The sequence below is a fragment of the Enterococcus sp. DIV1758 genome (genome assembly GCF_051711985.1).
In the GTDB taxonomy this organism is placed as follows: Bacteria; Bacillota; Bacilli; order Lactobacillales; family Enterococcaceae; genus Enterococcus; species Enterococcus faecalis.
On sequence record NZ_JBIOOA010000001.1, the window covers coordinates 2,551,253 to 2,566,362 of the forward strand.

The 15,110-nt window shown below is 38.0% G+C and carries 16 protein-coding genes; 1 reads left to right on the forward strand and 15 read right to left on the reverse strand.

Translation table 11 applies throughout. The features are described from left to right. Nucleotides 1-2 precede the first annotated feature (2 nt). The 12 genes from opp2B to IGJ52_RS12455 all read right to left on the reverse strand — a co-directional run bounded on the left by opp2B (nt 3) and on the right by IGJ52_RS12455 (nt 12,259). Nucleotides 3-965, reverse strand: coding sequence for an oligopeptide ABC transporter permease Opp2B (gene opp2B / locus IGJ52_RS12400; RefSeq protein WP_002354943.1), 963 nt, complete (start codon nt 963-965; stop codon nt 3-5). Continuing rightward, nucleotides 965-1,909 carry an oligopeptide ABC transporter ATP-binding protein Opp2F gene (gene opp2F / locus IGJ52_RS12405; protein ID WP_002415658.1) on the reverse strand — a complete coding sequence of 315 codons (945 nt, stop codon included), beginning with the start codon at nt 1,907-1,909 and terminating at the stop codon, nt 965-967. Before opp2F ends, opp2B begins: the two co-directional genes overlap by 1 nt. Next, on the reverse strand, nt 1,909-2,949 hold the full coding sequence (gene opp2D, locus IGJ52_RS12410) for an oligopeptide ABC transporter ATP-binding protein Opp2D (protein ID WP_002365359.1): 1,041 nt from the start codon (nt 2,947-2,949) through the stop codon (nt 1,909-1,911). The genes opp2F and opp2D overlap by 1 nt, the downstream gene beginning before the upstream one ends. A 263-nt stretch (nt 2,950-3,212) precedes the next feature. Beyond that, nucleotides 3,213-3,452, reverse strand: a complete 240-nt coding sequence (acpP, locus tag IGJ52_RS12415; protein WP_002354939.1) for an acyl carrier protein — start codon at nt 3,450-3,452, stop codon at nt 3,213-3,215. Between the two features lie 136 nt (nt 3,453-3,588). Continuing rightward, complete coding sequence (plsX, locus tag IGJ52_RS12420) at nt 3,589-4,590, reverse strand: phosphate acyltransferase PlsX (protein WP_002354938.1); 1,002 nt, start codon at nt 4,588-4,590, stop codon at nt 3,589-3,591. Between the two features lie 102 nt (nt 4,591-4,692). After that, entirely contained in the window at nt 4,693-6,729 is a 2,037-nt protein-coding gene (gene recG / locus IGJ52_RS12425) for an ATP-dependent DNA helicase RecG (protein ID WP_438792150.1), read from the reverse strand. A 115-nt stretch (nt 6,730-6,844) separates the two neighbouring features. Then, nucleotides 6,845-8,521, reverse strand: a complete 1,677-nt coding sequence (locus IGJ52_RS12430) for a DAK2 domain-containing protein (protein WP_002354936.1) — start codon at nt 8,519-8,521, stop codon at nt 6,845-6,847. An 82-nt stretch (nt 8,522-8,603) separates the two neighbouring features. After that, nucleotides 8,604-8,966, reverse strand: a complete 363-nt coding sequence (locus tag IGJ52_RS12435) for an Asp23/Gls24 family envelope stress response protein (protein WP_002354933.1) — start codon at nt 8,964-8,966, stop codon at nt 8,604-8,606. 248 nt (nt 8,967-9,214) lie between these two features. Beyond that, nucleotides 9,215-10,270: an ABC transporter permease gene (locus tag IGJ52_RS12440; RefSeq protein WP_002415997.1), complete on the reverse strand. Its 1,056-nt coding sequence runs from the start codon at nt 10,268-10,270 to the stop codon at nt 9,215-9,217. A gap of 85 nt (nt 10,271-10,355) precedes the next feature. Beyond that, nucleotides 10,356-11,039 (reverse strand): ATP-binding cassette domain-containing protein, encoded by a 684-nt coding sequence (locus IGJ52_RS12445; protein WP_010713717.1) that lies wholly within the window; start codon nt 11,037-11,039, stop codon nt 10,356-10,358. Between the two features lie 87 nt (nt 11,040-11,126). Continuing rightward, nucleotides 11,127-11,408 (reverse strand): hypothetical protein, encoded by a 282-nt coding sequence (locus IGJ52_RS12450; protein ID WP_002367429.1) that lies wholly within the window; start codon nt 11,406-11,408, stop codon nt 11,127-11,129. Between the two features lie 95 nt (nt 11,409-11,503). After that, nucleotides 11,504-12,259 carry a LytR/AlgR family response regulator transcription factor gene (locus IGJ52_RS12455; protein ID WP_002383243.1) on the reverse strand — a complete coding sequence of 252 codons (756 nt, stop codon included), beginning with the start codon at nt 12,257-12,259 and terminating at the stop codon, nt 11,504-11,506. Between the two features lie 208 nt (nt 12,260-12,467). Between IGJ52_RS12455 and rpmB the strand changes: the two genes are divergently transcribed. Continuing rightward, entirely contained in the window at nt 12,468-12,656 is a 189-nt protein-coding gene (gene rpmB, locus IGJ52_RS12460; RefSeq protein ID WP_002354928.1) for a 50S ribosomal protein L28, read from the forward strand. 101 nt (nt 12,657-12,757) lie between these two features. Here the strand turns inward: rpmB and IGJ52_RS12465 are convergent, their stop codons facing one another. Genes IGJ52_RS12465 through rsgA form a run of 3 tightly spaced genes read right to left on the reverse strand, consistent with a single transcriptional unit; the run spans nt 12,758 to nt 14,969 of the window. Continuing rightward, nucleotides 12,758-13,402 (reverse strand): thiamine diphosphokinase, encoded by a 645-nt coding sequence (locus IGJ52_RS12465; RefSeq protein ID WP_033600674.1) that lies wholly within the window; start codon nt 13,400-13,402, stop codon nt 12,758-12,760. Further along, a complete protein-coding gene (rpe, locus tag IGJ52_RS12470; protein ID WP_002354925.1) occupies nt 13,399-14,052 on the reverse strand; it encodes a ribulose-phosphate 3-epimerase in 654 nt (217 codons plus the stop codon). Before rpe ends, IGJ52_RS12465 begins: the two co-directional genes overlap by 4 nt. A 23-nt stretch (nt 14,053-14,075) precedes the next feature. Then, nucleotides 14,076-14,969 (reverse strand): ribosome small subunit-dependent GTPase A, encoded by an 894-nt coding sequence (gene rsgA / locus IGJ52_RS12475; RefSeq protein WP_002359046.1) that lies wholly within the window; start codon nt 14,967-14,969, stop codon nt 14,076-14,078. Nucleotides 14,970-15,110: the final 141 nt, after the last annotated feature.

Below are 15,110 nucleotides of genomic sequence, written 5' to 3' on the forward strand. Positions count from 1 at the left end.
TTCTACTGAATTCGAATTCTTGGATCAACAATACTCATTACAATATCAGAAATTAAGGTTCCGATAAGGGTTGCCAATCCCAAAATCAACACGAGAGCGGTAATAACGGAATAGTCACGTTGAATGATACTATCAATAAATAATTTTCCAATTCCTGGGAAAGCAAAAATCTTTTCAATAACGACTGATCCGGCAATCAAAGCAGTAATTTCATAACCTAATTGAGAGGCAATTGGTAATGCTGCATTTCTAAAAATGTGTCGATTAAAAATTTTATTCGTTGGCACTCCTTTTGAACGAGCAGTACGAACAAAGTCCATGTTTTTAACATCAATCACTTCACTGCGCAAATATTGAATAGTGACCGCTGTCCCTAGCAACGCTTGAGTGACCCCTGGTAAAATTAAATGCTTCAGTTTATCTAAATAATACGGCCACGTTCCCTCAGCCAAACCAACAGTCACGGTTCCACTCGTTGGGAACCAGTCTAAGCGATACCCAAAAATAAAGAGCATAATCAAGGCAAAGATGAATAATGGTACGGCAAAACTGAAGAAGTTGTAGATAACCACCATTTTGTCAAACCATGAATTTTGGTAACGGCCAGCAATTAAACCGAAAGGAATGGCGATTAAATACGTGATTATAACTGACACAGCGGCCAATGCAATCGTATTCCCCACCCGACCAGCAATGAGCGTGGACACAGGTAATTTAAAGATAAAACTATGACCAAAATCTCCATGTAAGGCATTGCCAATCCAACGGAAATATTGTTCGTACCAAGGATCATTTAACCCGGCAGCTTCGCGCATGGCTTCAATCACTTTCGGGTCTTGGTTCGGATTAATCAATCCTGTAAACGGATCACCAGGCATCATTTTAGCCAACAGGAAAATCAAGACACTTAAAATAATCACTTGCGGAATCATCAATAACAAACGGCGTAAAATTGTTTTCCACATTATTCAGCACCTCCATTTTTTAACGCTACTTGGTGGGTTGGACTAATCGAATGTAAGTTATAAACCCGCCCATTTTCATCATAATAGTCTTTATGATTTTCCCGATACTCTTGCTCAACTCTTCTTCGTTCTTCTTTATGAGCTTCTCGGTTCGCTACGTCAATTTTAGGAATTGCTGAAAGTAAGCGTTTGGTATAAATGTGTTGTGGATTAGTGTAAATATCTTGGCGTGTACCGATTTCTACAAAACGGCCTTTGTACATAATGGCAATGTTGTCACACATATGTTTAACTACGCCCAAATCATGGGAAATAAATAAGTAACTTAACCCATATTCCTGTTGAATGTTTTTCATAAAATTCAATACCTGTGCTTGCACAGATAAGTCCAGTGCTGAAACAGGTTCATCTGCAATAATTAATTTGGGGCTGGTAGCCACCGCTCGGGCGACGCCTAAACGTTGGCGTTGCCCACCAGAAAATTCATGAGGATATTTGTACAACGCATCTTCTGGCATCCCCACAATGTCCAACAAACTTTTGACTTTTTTCTTTTCTTCTTGGTCACTTAACCGTTCAAAATTTCGAATTGGTTCGGCGATAATATCTAGTACTCGTTTTTTAGGGTTTAAACTTGACATCGAATCTTGGAAAATCATTTGGACATCTTTGTTGTATCCAATCGCTTTTCGACTTCGCGGCTTGGTTACATCTTGTCCTTGATAAATAATTTCACCATTTGTAATTTTTTCTAAACCAATAATTGCTTTTCCTGTTGTTGATTTTCCAGAACCCGATTCACCAACTAACCCATACGTTTTACCTTGTTCAATCATGAAATCCACACCATCAACCGCCAAAACATGATCAGTGATTCGATTGAAGAAGCCGCTGCGAATTGGATAATGAACTTTTAAATCTTTAATTTGAATAATTTCTGTCATTACGCTTCCCCTTCCCCGTCTCTAAAATGAAAATGTTTATAACATGTACAACGAACAAAATGATTCGGTGCAACTTCATGTAATGTTGGATTTTCTTCATGTTCCGATGCATCAATCCAAGGAATTCGTGGGGCAAACCGACAACCTTTTCTAGGTAATTTGGTTAACGAAGGAACAATCCCTTCAATCACATGAAGTTCTTCTTCATCGGAATTCTCTTGGGGAATGGACTGAAGTAAGGAACGTGTATATGGATGTTTCGGATGACTAAACAATTCTTCAGCAGTGGCTACTTCTACAAACTGACCCGCATACATAACCGCTACACGATCAGCCATTTCCGCAACTACACCTAAGTCATGGGTAATTAAAATAATGCCGCTCCCTGTTTCTTCTTGCAAATCTTTTAACAAATCGAGAATTTGTGCCTGAATGGTAACGTCTAAGGCCGTTGTTGGTTCATCTGCAATTAAAATCGGTGGTTTACACGCGATTGCAATGGCAATAATCACCCGTTGGCGCATGCCGCCAGACAATTCATGAGGATACTGTTTCCCGACACGCTCTGGGTTGGGAATCCCCACTTGATCTAACAGTTCAATGGCCCGTGCTTGTTTTTGTTGTGCGGTCATTTTGGTATGATACGTGAGACTTTCTTTAATTTGGTCTTCAATTCGCATGAGCGGATTCAGTGCAGACAACGGATCTTGGAAAATCATCCCAATATCGTTTCCTCTGACTTTGTTGTACAATGTTTCATTAAACGTAGTTAAGTTTAAATTGTTGTATAAAATTTCCCCAGTAATTTTGGTATGATTGGGATCATGTAAACCCATAATCGTTGTTGCTAAGGTACTTTTTCCACAACCAGATTCTCCGACGATTGCCAGAATCTCATTTTTCTTCAATTCAAATGAAACATCATCGACGGCATTATAATAATCATCTTTGATTCTAAATGCTGTTTCTAATCCTGAAACCTCTAGTAATTGTTCATTTCCTTGCATCCATACGCACCCCTTACGTCCTTTCAAAAACATTATATAAATTAACTAATATTTAATGATAGCACTTTCTAATTTTTATTAATGTTAACTTACAGCTCATTGTTTTTTCATAATTTTATAGAATTATTCCATAAAAAGCAAGATAAAATAACTTTTTTCGCAGTTATTTTTTTACATGTATGATTTTTTTTACAAAAATATGTGTAAAAATAGCCTTATTGCTTAATAAAATAACCATTATGTACGCAAAAAAAGTCGATTAACAGGAATGTTAATCGACTTTGTCTTATTATTTTTTATGAATTACTCACAATATAATCTACAGCGGCACCAACTGTTTCAATTTTTTCTGCATCTTCATCTGAAATCTCTGTTCCAAATTCATCTTCAAGTTCTAAAACAAACTCCATTACGCTAATTGAGTCAGCGTTCAAATCATCTTTAATGTTTAATTGATCTGTTACTTGATCCGCTTCAATATCAAAGTGGTTTGAGATAATCTTCGCTACTTTTTGAAGTACTTCTTCACGAGTCAACTGTATTCACCTCCACTGCTTTTGAAAAAAGGTTCTTTCTTTTACTAAAACGCTAAGATACATTGTACTCACAATTTGGGTATTTGTCCATCTTTTTTTCATTTGAGTAACAAACTGATGTCAAGACAATTGCAAATTACTCTGCTTTGCCTTCATAATATTCCACTAATTGTGGGACAACTTGGGTTTCTAACATTGTATGAATTTGACGAATGGTGTAGCGGACGGCATCAGGACCCGTGGCCCCATGCGTTTTAATGACTGGCGCTTTTAAGCCAAATAAAACCGCTCCCCCATGTTTTGAGTAGTCCATTTCGTCTTTCATGCCACGCAACGCATTCTTTAATAATAAGGCACCCATTTTTCCTTTGACACCTTCAGAAAGAATCGCTGTTTTCAGCAAGCTCATCATGTTCATAGCTGTGCCTTCGATGGATTTTAAAACGGCATTCCCTGTGAAGCCATCTGTCACCACCACGTCAGCTACGCCATTTAATAATTCTCGTGCTTCAACGTTTCCGACAAAATTAATCGTTTCATCTGCTGCTAACAATTCGAAGGCTTTTTTCGTTAATTCACTGCCTTTTGTTTCCTCAGTTCCGTTATTTAATAGACCGACACGAGGATTCTGAACGTTCCGAACTTTTTCAGCATAGAATGAACCTAAAACGGCATACTGAACCAAATGTTCTGGTTTATTGTCTGCATTGGCTCCTAAATCTAACATGTCAAACCCTTTGTCTGGTTCTCCCATGACAGGTAAAGTTGACATCAAACCGGGACGTTCCACATTTTTGATGCGGCCGACAATGAACAGACCCGCTGCTAATAGCGCTCCGGTGTTGCCTGCAGAAAAAATCGCATCGGCTTCCCCATTTTTAACTGCTTGCGCTGCTAAAACCATGGAAGCAGTTTTCTTACGACGGATTGCCTTCACTGGCTCATCGTCACTAGCAATTTTTTCATCGGTATGAATAATCGTAATGTTTTTTTCATCGGTGATGTATTTTTTTATTTCGGCTTCTTTTCCATATAATTGAAATTCAATGTCTGGGAAGTCTTGTTTGGCTAGCATAACCCCTTCAACAATCGCTTGTGGGGCGTTATCTCCACCCATTGCATCTACAGCAATTTTCATGAGTGATTCCCTCCTACTTTTTTGTTTCCTAACAAGTATAACATATTTTTTTCAAAGAAATACGCATTGGCTTTTACTTTCTGGCTTCAAAAATTACCTCTTCTAATCGAAAAATTGGGCCGCCTCATCTTGGGGTTTCACTCGATTGGCTAAGGCTTGATAAGCAGGATATTGCCACCACTCTTTCACTTGCCATAGGGCACTTGCTTCTTGGCGCGCAACTTCTAAAATATTAAAGTCCGTCACGATATCTCCTACCGCAAATTGAGGCACCCCTGATTGCCGTGCACCGAACACTTCCCCAGGTCCGCGAAGTTCCAAATCACGCTCACTCAAGACAAAACCATTGGTGGTTTCTGTCATGATTTTCATACGCTCAACGCCCATTTCATTTTTCGGATTGGCCACTAAAATACAATAAGATGCACTGGAGCCACGCCCCACACGGCCCCGTAACTGATGTAACTGTGCTAACCCAAACCGGTCCGCATCCATAATTAACATCACCGTGGCATTTGGTACATTCACGCCAACTTCAATAACGGTGGTAGAAACCAGTAATTGTAGCTGATTGTCTTTGAACTCCTGCATAATGTCATCTTTTTCTTGGTTTTTCATTTTACCATGTAGTAATCCCACTTGATATCTTGGGGAATAAAAGCTTTGCATATGTTCAAAAATTTCTGTTGCATTTTTCACATCTAAGGCTTCCGATTCTTCAATCAAGGGACAAATAATATAGGCTTGATGTCCTCGAGCCAACTCTTTTTCCATCCATTCTAAAACAGTATCTAACTGCGGCGGCCGAATCCAACGTGTTTCGATTGGAATCCGTCCAGCTGGCATTTCATCAATGATTGATACATCCATTTCGCCATAGGCTGTAATGGCTAGCGTTCGAGGAATCGGAGTGGCCGTCATAAATAAAACATCTGGTTTTAAGCCTTTTTCTCTTAATATTTTTCTCTGATTCACACCAAAACGATGTTGCTCATCGGTGATTACCAAACCTAATTGATGGAAACTGACATCTTGTTGTATCAAAGCATGGGTTCCTACCACAATGTCAATCTCGCCATTGGCCAGTTCTTCGAGAATTAGACGACGTTCTTTCGTTTTGGTGGAACCTGTTAATAAGGCCGTTCGCACTTCTAATGGATCAAACAACTGCTGTAAGCTTTCCATGTGTTGTTGCGCTAAAATTTCAGTCGGAACCATCAACGCCCCTTGAAAGCCAGCGGTCATGGTGGCGTATAGCGCAATCGCAGCCACTACCGTTTTCCCACTCCCCACGTCACCTTGAAGCAATCGTTGCATATGCTTCGGACTTCGCAAGTCTCGACAAATTTCATTGGTCACTTTTTTTTGGGCGCCTGTCAATTCAAACGGCAGTCCTTGGGTAAACGTTTTTAAGCGATCCACGTCATATTGAATGGCTAAGCCATTTTTTTCCGCTTTTTCTTGTTTCTTCAATCCTTGCATTTTAAGTTGGAAAAGGAAAAACTCTTCAAAGACTACTCGCCGTTTAGCTTGATGGCTTTCTTCTGGATTACTGGGAAAATGCATCGCCCACATTGCTTCTTTTCTAGGCATCAAGCGGTACTTTTCTAATAAATCATTCGGTAAAATCTCTTCAATCAGCGAACCATACTCTTCAAAAGCAGTGCGGATTAACTGAACCAACGTGCTTTGGCGGACTTTTTTATTCACATGATAAATGGGGGAGAAATCTTCATTGTCTCCTTTAGAAGCTAAGATTTTCATGCCATTTAATGATTTTCTCTTGGCGTCCCACTTGCCATAAACAGCAATTTCTTCGGAAAGAACTACTTTGTCTTTTAAAAAAGGTTGATTGAAGAAGGAAACATTAATGACCGCATGTTCTTGCATCATTCGAAACGTTAACCGGCTCTTCTTATAACCGTACCGACTAACGACTGCTTCCGAAACCACTAGCCCTTTTAGCGTAACTTTTTCCTGATCCTGAATATCACTTAAATCCTTTTCTTGGATATCATCGTAGCGGAAGGGATAATACGTCAATAAGTCTTCAATTGTAGCAATCCCCAGTTCTTGTAAATTTTCAGCACGTTTTGGGCCAACACCGGGCAATACGCTGACTAAATCTGTGATGTCCATAAAATCCCCTCCTCATTAATATACGCAAAAAAATGGATCATTCATTAAATAGGCTGGTTCATTAGCCCTAACTAATGAACCAGCCTATTCGTTTTTATTTTTTCATCACGAAAACCTATTCTGCTGAGAATAAGTATGGATACACAGGTTGTCCACCTTCATGAAGTTCTGTTTCTAGTTCATCGTTTTCAGAAACTAAAATAGCGATTAGCTTTTCAGCTTCTTCAACTGAACCATCTTCGCCGACAATAATTGTCACGATTTCAGTGTCTTCATCAATCATGCGGTTCAACGTGTCTAATGATGCATTAAAACGATCTGCTTCAGAAACGACGATTTTACCATCAATCATTCCTAAGAAGTCATCTTTTTTAATTTCAACGTCATCAATGGTTGTGTCACGAACAGCTGTGGTTACTTGACCACTCACAACGCTGTCTAACATTTCCGTCATACTTGCTTTGTTTTCTTCTAATGATTGTTGATCATTGAAAGCTAACATTGCTGTCATTCCTTGAGAAATGGTTTTAGATGGAACAACCGCTACTGGTACATCGGCAACTTCTGCTGCTTGATCAGCCGCCATAAAGATGTTTTTGTTGTTTGGTAAAATAATGACTTGCTCTGCATTCACTTCTTTAACTGCTTTTAAAATATCTTCCGTACTTGGGTTCATTGTTTGGCCACCACTAATAATGTAGCTTGCACCTAAACTTCGGAATAATTCTTGAACGCCTTCACCGGCTGCAATAGCAATCACAGCAAACGGTACGCGAACTTTTTCAGTCAACGCTTCTTGCTGAGCATCGCGTTCAACTAACGTTTCATGTTGTAAACGCATATTGTCTACTTTTATTTTTACTAACGAACCAAATTTTTGGCCGTAGTTCATCACTTCACCTGGATGCTCAGTGTGTACGTGAACTTTGATAATTTCGTCATCGTTAACGACTAATAGAGAATCGCCTAGTTCATTTAAGTAGTTTCTGAATGTTTCATAATCAAAAGCGCTGTCCACGGTTGGGCCTTCGCCGATACGAACCATAATTTCTGTACAATAGCCAAATTTAATGTCTTCTGTCGCAACGTGGCCACTAACACCACGGTGATGTTCAGCATTAACCATTTCGTCCATTTCGGCAGGGCTTGGTTCATACGTTTCAGTTGGTAAAAATTCGCCACTAAGCGCTTCTAAAAATCCTTCATAGATAAATAGTAGTCCTTGACCCCCACTATCTACAACGCCGACTTCTTTTAGGACAGGTAATAAATCAGGTGTTTTCGCTAAGGCACGTTTAGCGCCTGCTACAACAGCTGTCATAACTTCGATACAGTCATCTGTTTCTTTCGCTTTACGTTCACCAGAACGCGCCGCTTCACGAGAAACTGTTAAGATTGTTCCTTCAACGGGTTTCATCACTGCTTTATACGCTGTTTCTACACCATGTGTAAAGGCAGCGGCCAAGTCTTTGGCATTTAATGTTGTAACCTCAGGAATTTGTTTTGAGAAGCCGCGGAATAATTGAGATAAAATAACCCCAGAGTTTCCACGAGCACCCATTAATAACCCTTTGGATAACGCACCTGCTAATTCTCCTACTTTTTCAGAGCGAGAATCGGCCACAGCCTTTGCACCACTGGTCATTGATAAGTTCATATTTGTTCCTGTATCACCATCGGGTACAGGGAAAACGTTTAATGAGTTGACATATTCTGCATTTGTGTGCAGACGAGTCGCACCTGCCTGGACCATTTCCTGGAACTGACCTGCGCTGATTTCTGTTACATTCACCTAAAAAATCCTCCTTCAGATTTACCGCTAACGGCAACACACGACTTCCTTGTGCAATTGCATCGTTGACAGTACACTACCTCTAATCCGGTAATACACGAACTCCTTGAACAAAAACGTTAACTGAATTCGCAGTGACACCTAATAATGTTTCAAGATTATATTTTACTTTTTCTTGGACGTTACGAGAAACTTCAGAAATTTTTGTACCATAACTAACAATCGTGTAGACATCCACTGCGATTCCGTTGTCTTCTTGACGAACAACGACACCACGTGAGTAATTCTCACGACGTAAAATATCGTTTAAGTTATCTTTAATTTGATTTTTGCTTGCCATTCCGACAATTCCGTAAATATCTGTCGCAGCTCCGCCAACTACTGTAGCGATCACATCATTGGTAATCTCAATGGTACCTGCGGGTGTTTGAATTTTTACAGCCATTGATGAAAGCCTCCTTATAAGAGCACATTCGCCCTATTTTCTTCCATAACATTTTATCATATCCAGCCTTTAATTAAAAGGAAGTTCGTCAGATATTCTAGACCCTTCCTCATAATTACCAACATTTGTACAATTTACAACGTTTGTCGTGCATTGTCAATGCAGAAAAAGACAAGATTCGACTTGGTACATTGAATCTTGTCTGCTGATTTTGTTTCAACTGTAAATTAAGTAAGCCTAGGAATTTATTACATCCTTTCAAAAATCTTTACGTTATTTAAAAAAACAGCTGTCAAATAATTAAATGCCATCGCACAGGCGCCTAATATAATAAAACCAACTAAATAGACGTTCTGTGGCATCTGTAATTCTTGTAATGTAACAACTTTAAATATATCGATATAGCTGTAAGGAATAAATTTTTTCACATTAGTAAGTAGTTCGCTTTGTGCCACTAATGTATAACCAAAATAGGAAATAATTACAATTCCTATTGATGCTAGCGATTTTTTGACGAGAGCACTAATCATTGTTAGGAAAGAACTCAGAAAAAAAATAACCATTAAATAGTAAGGAATAAAGCGAAATATTAATTCCCAGACAGTTATCGTAGAATAGCCTAATTGTTCATTACCAATAATCAGTGGATAATCCCCTGTATTGAAACCGTTGAGAATTCCAGCAACTAGAAAAACAAGTCCTGCACTCCCCAGTAAAAGAGCAAAACTTAGGAACGTATTACTGAGATTCTTTTTTAAAATCAGTTGTTTAAAACCTTGCAACACGGGAGCATAGAGATAAAAACTTTTATTTTCAAAATCTCGTGAAAGGCTGTCACCCATTAAAACGATAAATAAAATAATAACTAAGACCGATGAGAGAAACTGACATAACCCGATTAAAAAAGGAAAAGCTCTAATCGGCAATCCAAGGTCCGTTTCAAAGTCCAGTTTTCTTTTATTTAATTCTGTAATTAAAAGCTGATCATTTTCCAAACGAATTCTTTCTTGTAAAGAATCTTGCCCTTGCACAGATTGTGAATTTAAAAGGATATCCTTCTTCTTACTTTCCAAATTCCAATAAGTTTTGTAATTTTTTGTTGCCAAACTATCTAACTGTTTTTCTAAAAGATTTAGTATTTTTTCTGTCGATGCAATATATTCTTGAATAAATTGTTTTGTCTTATGATCAATCGAAGCTTGTTGCTCATCATTTTTAGCAGTTTTTATCTCTTCTGATAGAATAGTAATATTTTCTTTTATGCTATTTTCACTATTTATTGCAAATGTTCCCACCATTCTCATTGCCGAAAATAATTGCAAGGTACATAATAAGAAAAAAACAATTGCAAGGATGCTATTTTTTTTATTTTTCAAACTTTTCAACAATTCAAATTTCATGGGCTCCCCCCTCTATCAAGTTTTCATATAATTGATTCAAATCTAATTCTGATTTGTTGCTATAAATTTCTACTTTCTTGTCATAAACAAAGGCAATCCTGTCTGATATATCACGGACATCATATAATTGATGGGAGGACACTAAAACAAGTTTAGTTTTTTTCAACTTTTTCATTAATTGAATCGTTTTTCTTCTATTTATTGGATCTAAGCCATTCATCACTTCATCGAAGATAATAATTGGCGTATCCAAACTCACTGCTAAAACAATCAGCAAGAGCTGACGCATTCCTAAAGAATAGTTACCCACTTTTTTCTTTAATATCTCTGGTACAGCATAATAAGCAAGTAATTCATACGCTTTTTGTAATTGCGTTTCATTTAATAATAAAAGATGTTCTTCTCCACTTAATCCATCCACTAAAATTGTATCATTCAAAAAGAAACTAACTTTGCCTACGACATCGAAGGTATTGCTGACTTTGGTCCCAGCCAAATGAACAGTTCCTTCATCCACGGGGGCCATCCCTGCAATTATTTTCAGTAAGGTACTTTTCCCAGCACCATTTGGCCCCACAAATGATATCAGTTTCCCCTTATCAATAGATAGTGTCACATTTTTTAAAACCTCGTTATTTCCGTAACGCTTGCTTATGTTATCAAGTTCAATCATTTTATTAGCCTCCACCAAAACGTTATGTAAGCGGATACAGAATAGTTTAAAAAATCCTGTATCCTGAGAGCTGATTTTTTCCTATCACTACCTGTAGCTGTAATAATAAGCAGTTGTTTTCGTTTTATAGATTCCGTTCGAACCCCAATATGTGCCTTGACCACTGCGATAACAATATTGATTATAATAAATTGTTCGCCAATAGTTATCAATACGAAAAATATTTCCAGCCAAATTATAATTATAGACCATTGAGCTCTTCACTGTAGTAGCCATTGAAGCAGCTTCTACCTTTCTTCCAGAATAAAACAAGCTCAAACCTACCAATAAGAACATCGCAACAATTATTTTAAGTTGTTTTCTTTTCATAGACTTTCCTCCTAATTACTATCAGCTCTTAGAATAAACTTAGCATAATTCTTAAATAAAATACCCGTTTTTTCTTAAACGACTACTAAAACAGCCTACTTGTATTTTATATTCCGTTCTATTAATTTTAGTTTTAATTGTTTCATTCCTCGTACCGAGACTAAGCAAATATCCTCGTTGCTCATTCTAACTAATCGGTCTTTTATTGATACTTGTTTTATATGGTTTAAATTAACCAGAAAAGATTGATGACATCTACATAGGATTTCAAACTCTTTTTCAAAGTCCCTTAAGGTTCCATAAATTTCAAAATACTCAGTTGCTCGATGAATAACTATTTTATGCGGAATATCAGAAGATTCTAAATATAATATTTCTGATAAATCGACAGTTCTTATTTGATGTTTTTCTATTAACTGAACTGTTCCTCTGAATAAATTTATTTGTTTAAAACGTTGATTTGCGACTCTTATGCACTCATGCACCCTTTTTTTCAATCGTTCTTTTTCCGTTTCTGTAATAAAATCCATTGCCTCTAGCTTATAATCATAGGATTTCCTTAGAAAACAAGGATTACTTGCTAAAAATACTAATTTACTGAAACCATCATCCAATTGTCTAACTGCTATCGCTGCTTCTAAACTATGTACATCTTCATTCTCTTCAATTCCCCAAAAAATCAGCCTCGGTTTTAGAGGATTTTTTTGAATATAAGTAATGACTTCGGAGCCCTCATTAACAGATAAGACGATTTTCATTTCAAACTTTTCTATCAGTATCAAACGAGGAATCCATTTCTCCAGCCATTCTCTGCGCCTTTTTTGTTTTTCACAAATAATTATTTCAATCATTCCAGTTCTCCTTTCACGTTTCTAATCAAATTCTAATCTAATTAGTAATTTCCTGTCAACTTTGTTCTAGACTTGTGGTTTGTTGAAAAGCTAATTTTATCACTATCAACTAAAAATCTTCTTGCAAATCAGTGCCTAATATGATAAATTAAGTTAGTATGAGCTGAATATTATCGCTCCAAGATCAAGGCAAAGGAGGAAACTTAAAATGGCAAAAGTATGTTACTTCACTGGTCGTAAGACTTCAAGTGGTAATAACCGTTCACATGCGATGAACTCAACAAAACGCACTGTGAAACCTAACTTACAAAAAGTTCGCGTATTAATCGATGGTAAACCTAAAAAAGTTTGGGTGTCAACTCGTGCTTTGAAATCTGGTAAAATCGAACGTGTTTAATAAACTTAAATAAGCAAAGCTGGACGTTCGTTGTTCGGCTTTTTTTATTGCAAAAAAAAGAGGTTGGACCTTCAGCAAAGTGCTGAAGGTCCAACCTCTTTTTACTTGTCTTTACTTTGAATAACTGCAATCATCCCTGCATCGAAGGAAAAAGCAGCGGCTTCTTCGATAAATTCATTACTTGCATACGATGTTGGGTAAGGAACATCTTGATTGGTTAATAAATATTTACTGCGTCGTAGCGTCAAGTTTTCTACAGGCGTCAAACAGCAGTAGGCCAGATATTCTTTATCTGGCTCTTTCTGTACGATATACGAACCAGGGGCGTAATACTGGATGCTATTTTGACGATCGCATAGACGGATTTGGCGAAGTACACCTTGAAATCGTGGTTCAAAGGGTAACCAAAGATTGGCTAACAGGTGGTCAATTCTGCCCCCTGTCGCACCGATAATCGTCATCTCTGCTTGTGGAAATCGTTGTAAAGCTTCTTGAAGCGCTAATTGTGTGTCTGTATCATCTTTTTCAGCAGGTGCTTGGATGAGTGTTTCGGCAGTTTCTTGGACAAAATGGTATTCTTCTCGTGATAATGAATCAAAATCGCCCACTGCTAATTGTAACGGTAAATCGGCCTCTAATAAATGGAGACAGCCGCGATCAATACCTACAAAATAATCATACGTAGCTGGTTCAATGGTTGGCCAATCACTTGGCTCGCCGCCAGCTACCAGTAAGACACGACTCATTTGTCTAGCACTGCTCTCAGTGCATCGATTCGTTCTTGAGGATTTTCAGCATTATAAATGTAGGAGCCTGCAACAAACACTTCCGCACCAGCTTCTTTACAGCGTGCGGCAGTTTCAGGAACAATCCCGCCATCGACTTCAATTTCATAGGTGTATCCTTTTGTTTCTTTCCATTCTTTTAATTGAGCAATTTTTTCTAGTGAGTTTTCAATAAATGATTGTCCGCCAAAGCCTGGATTGACAGTCATTACCAAGACTTGATCTGCCAAGTCTAATACATTTTCGATCATCGAAAGTGGTGTCCCAGGATTGATGGTTACACCAGCTTTCACACCCGCATTTTTAATCATTTGTAAGGCACGATGAATATGGGGTGTTGCTTCTTGATGGACAGTAATAATATCCGCACCGGCTTCCGCAAAGGCATTGATATAATTTTCAGGTTGTACAATCATCAAATGAACATCCAATGGTAGTTTTGTCACTGGACGAATCGCTGAAACGATATTCGGTCCTAAGGTAATGTTGGGCACAAATTGACCGTCCATGACATCAACATGAATATAATCTGCTCCTAATTCTTCTACTAAACGGATATCTCTTTCTAAATTGGCAAAATCGGCACTTAAAATGGATGGTGCTAGTTTCATTTGGCTCGCTCCCTTTATATTTGCTATGATTTTTTCTTATAAACAGGTCGTCGATTCTCGATTTCCATTAAAAACTGTAAATAATTTTCGTAACGACTCGTCGCAATGGTTCCCGCTTCCACTTGGCGTTTCACTTCACAACCAGGTTCTTTGTGGTGCATACATTCACGAAACTTACAGTGAGAGGCCGCGGCAACAAATTCAGGAAATTGCTTTGGTAATTCCACTGCTTCCATCTCCAAGAAATCGATGGCACTAAATCCTGGTGTATCAGCAACCAAACCGTCGTATAACGGAATCAATTCCACGTGACGGGTCGTATGTTTGCCCCGTCCTAAAGATTGGGAAATTTCCGCAGTTGCTAGTTGTAATTCTGGTGAAATTTGATTCAACAATGTTGATTTTCCAGCGCCTGATTGTCCCATAAAAACAGTCAACCGTTCTGGGAAAAAGCGTTCTAATTCTTTGGTGGCTTCTACGTCTTCCGAAGCGATCACCGCATAACCTAACGCTTCATAAATCTGTTTAATTTCAGTGACTTCTTGACGTTGCGGCTCATCTAATAGATCAACTTTCGTTAAATAAATAACTGGTTCTATATCCTTATACTCTAAGCTGACTAAGAAACGATCCAACAAATTAAACGAAAAATTTGGCGAAACCATACTCATGACAACCACACCTAGATCCACATTTGCAACAGGCGGGCGCACTAATTCATTTCGTCTTGGTAAAATTTCCAACACATAACCATCTGTTAAATTATCGCTTTCAAAAAGTACTTCATCTCCCACGAGTGGCGTAATTTTTCGATTACGAAAATTCCCTCGCGCTCTTGTTTGATATGTTTCTCCATCTGCGTATACATAATAAAAACCGCTTAACGCTTTTCTGATTTGACCTTTCAGATAAACCACTCCTAACTACTTTCGAATATACAGGATAGTGGCAGAGAAATCAAGGGAGCCTCTCGATTCTATTAATTAAAAAGAGCCTAGGACATAAGTCGAAATGACTTACCTTCCTAGACTTAAATCTTAAGATAAACGGCGGGACAG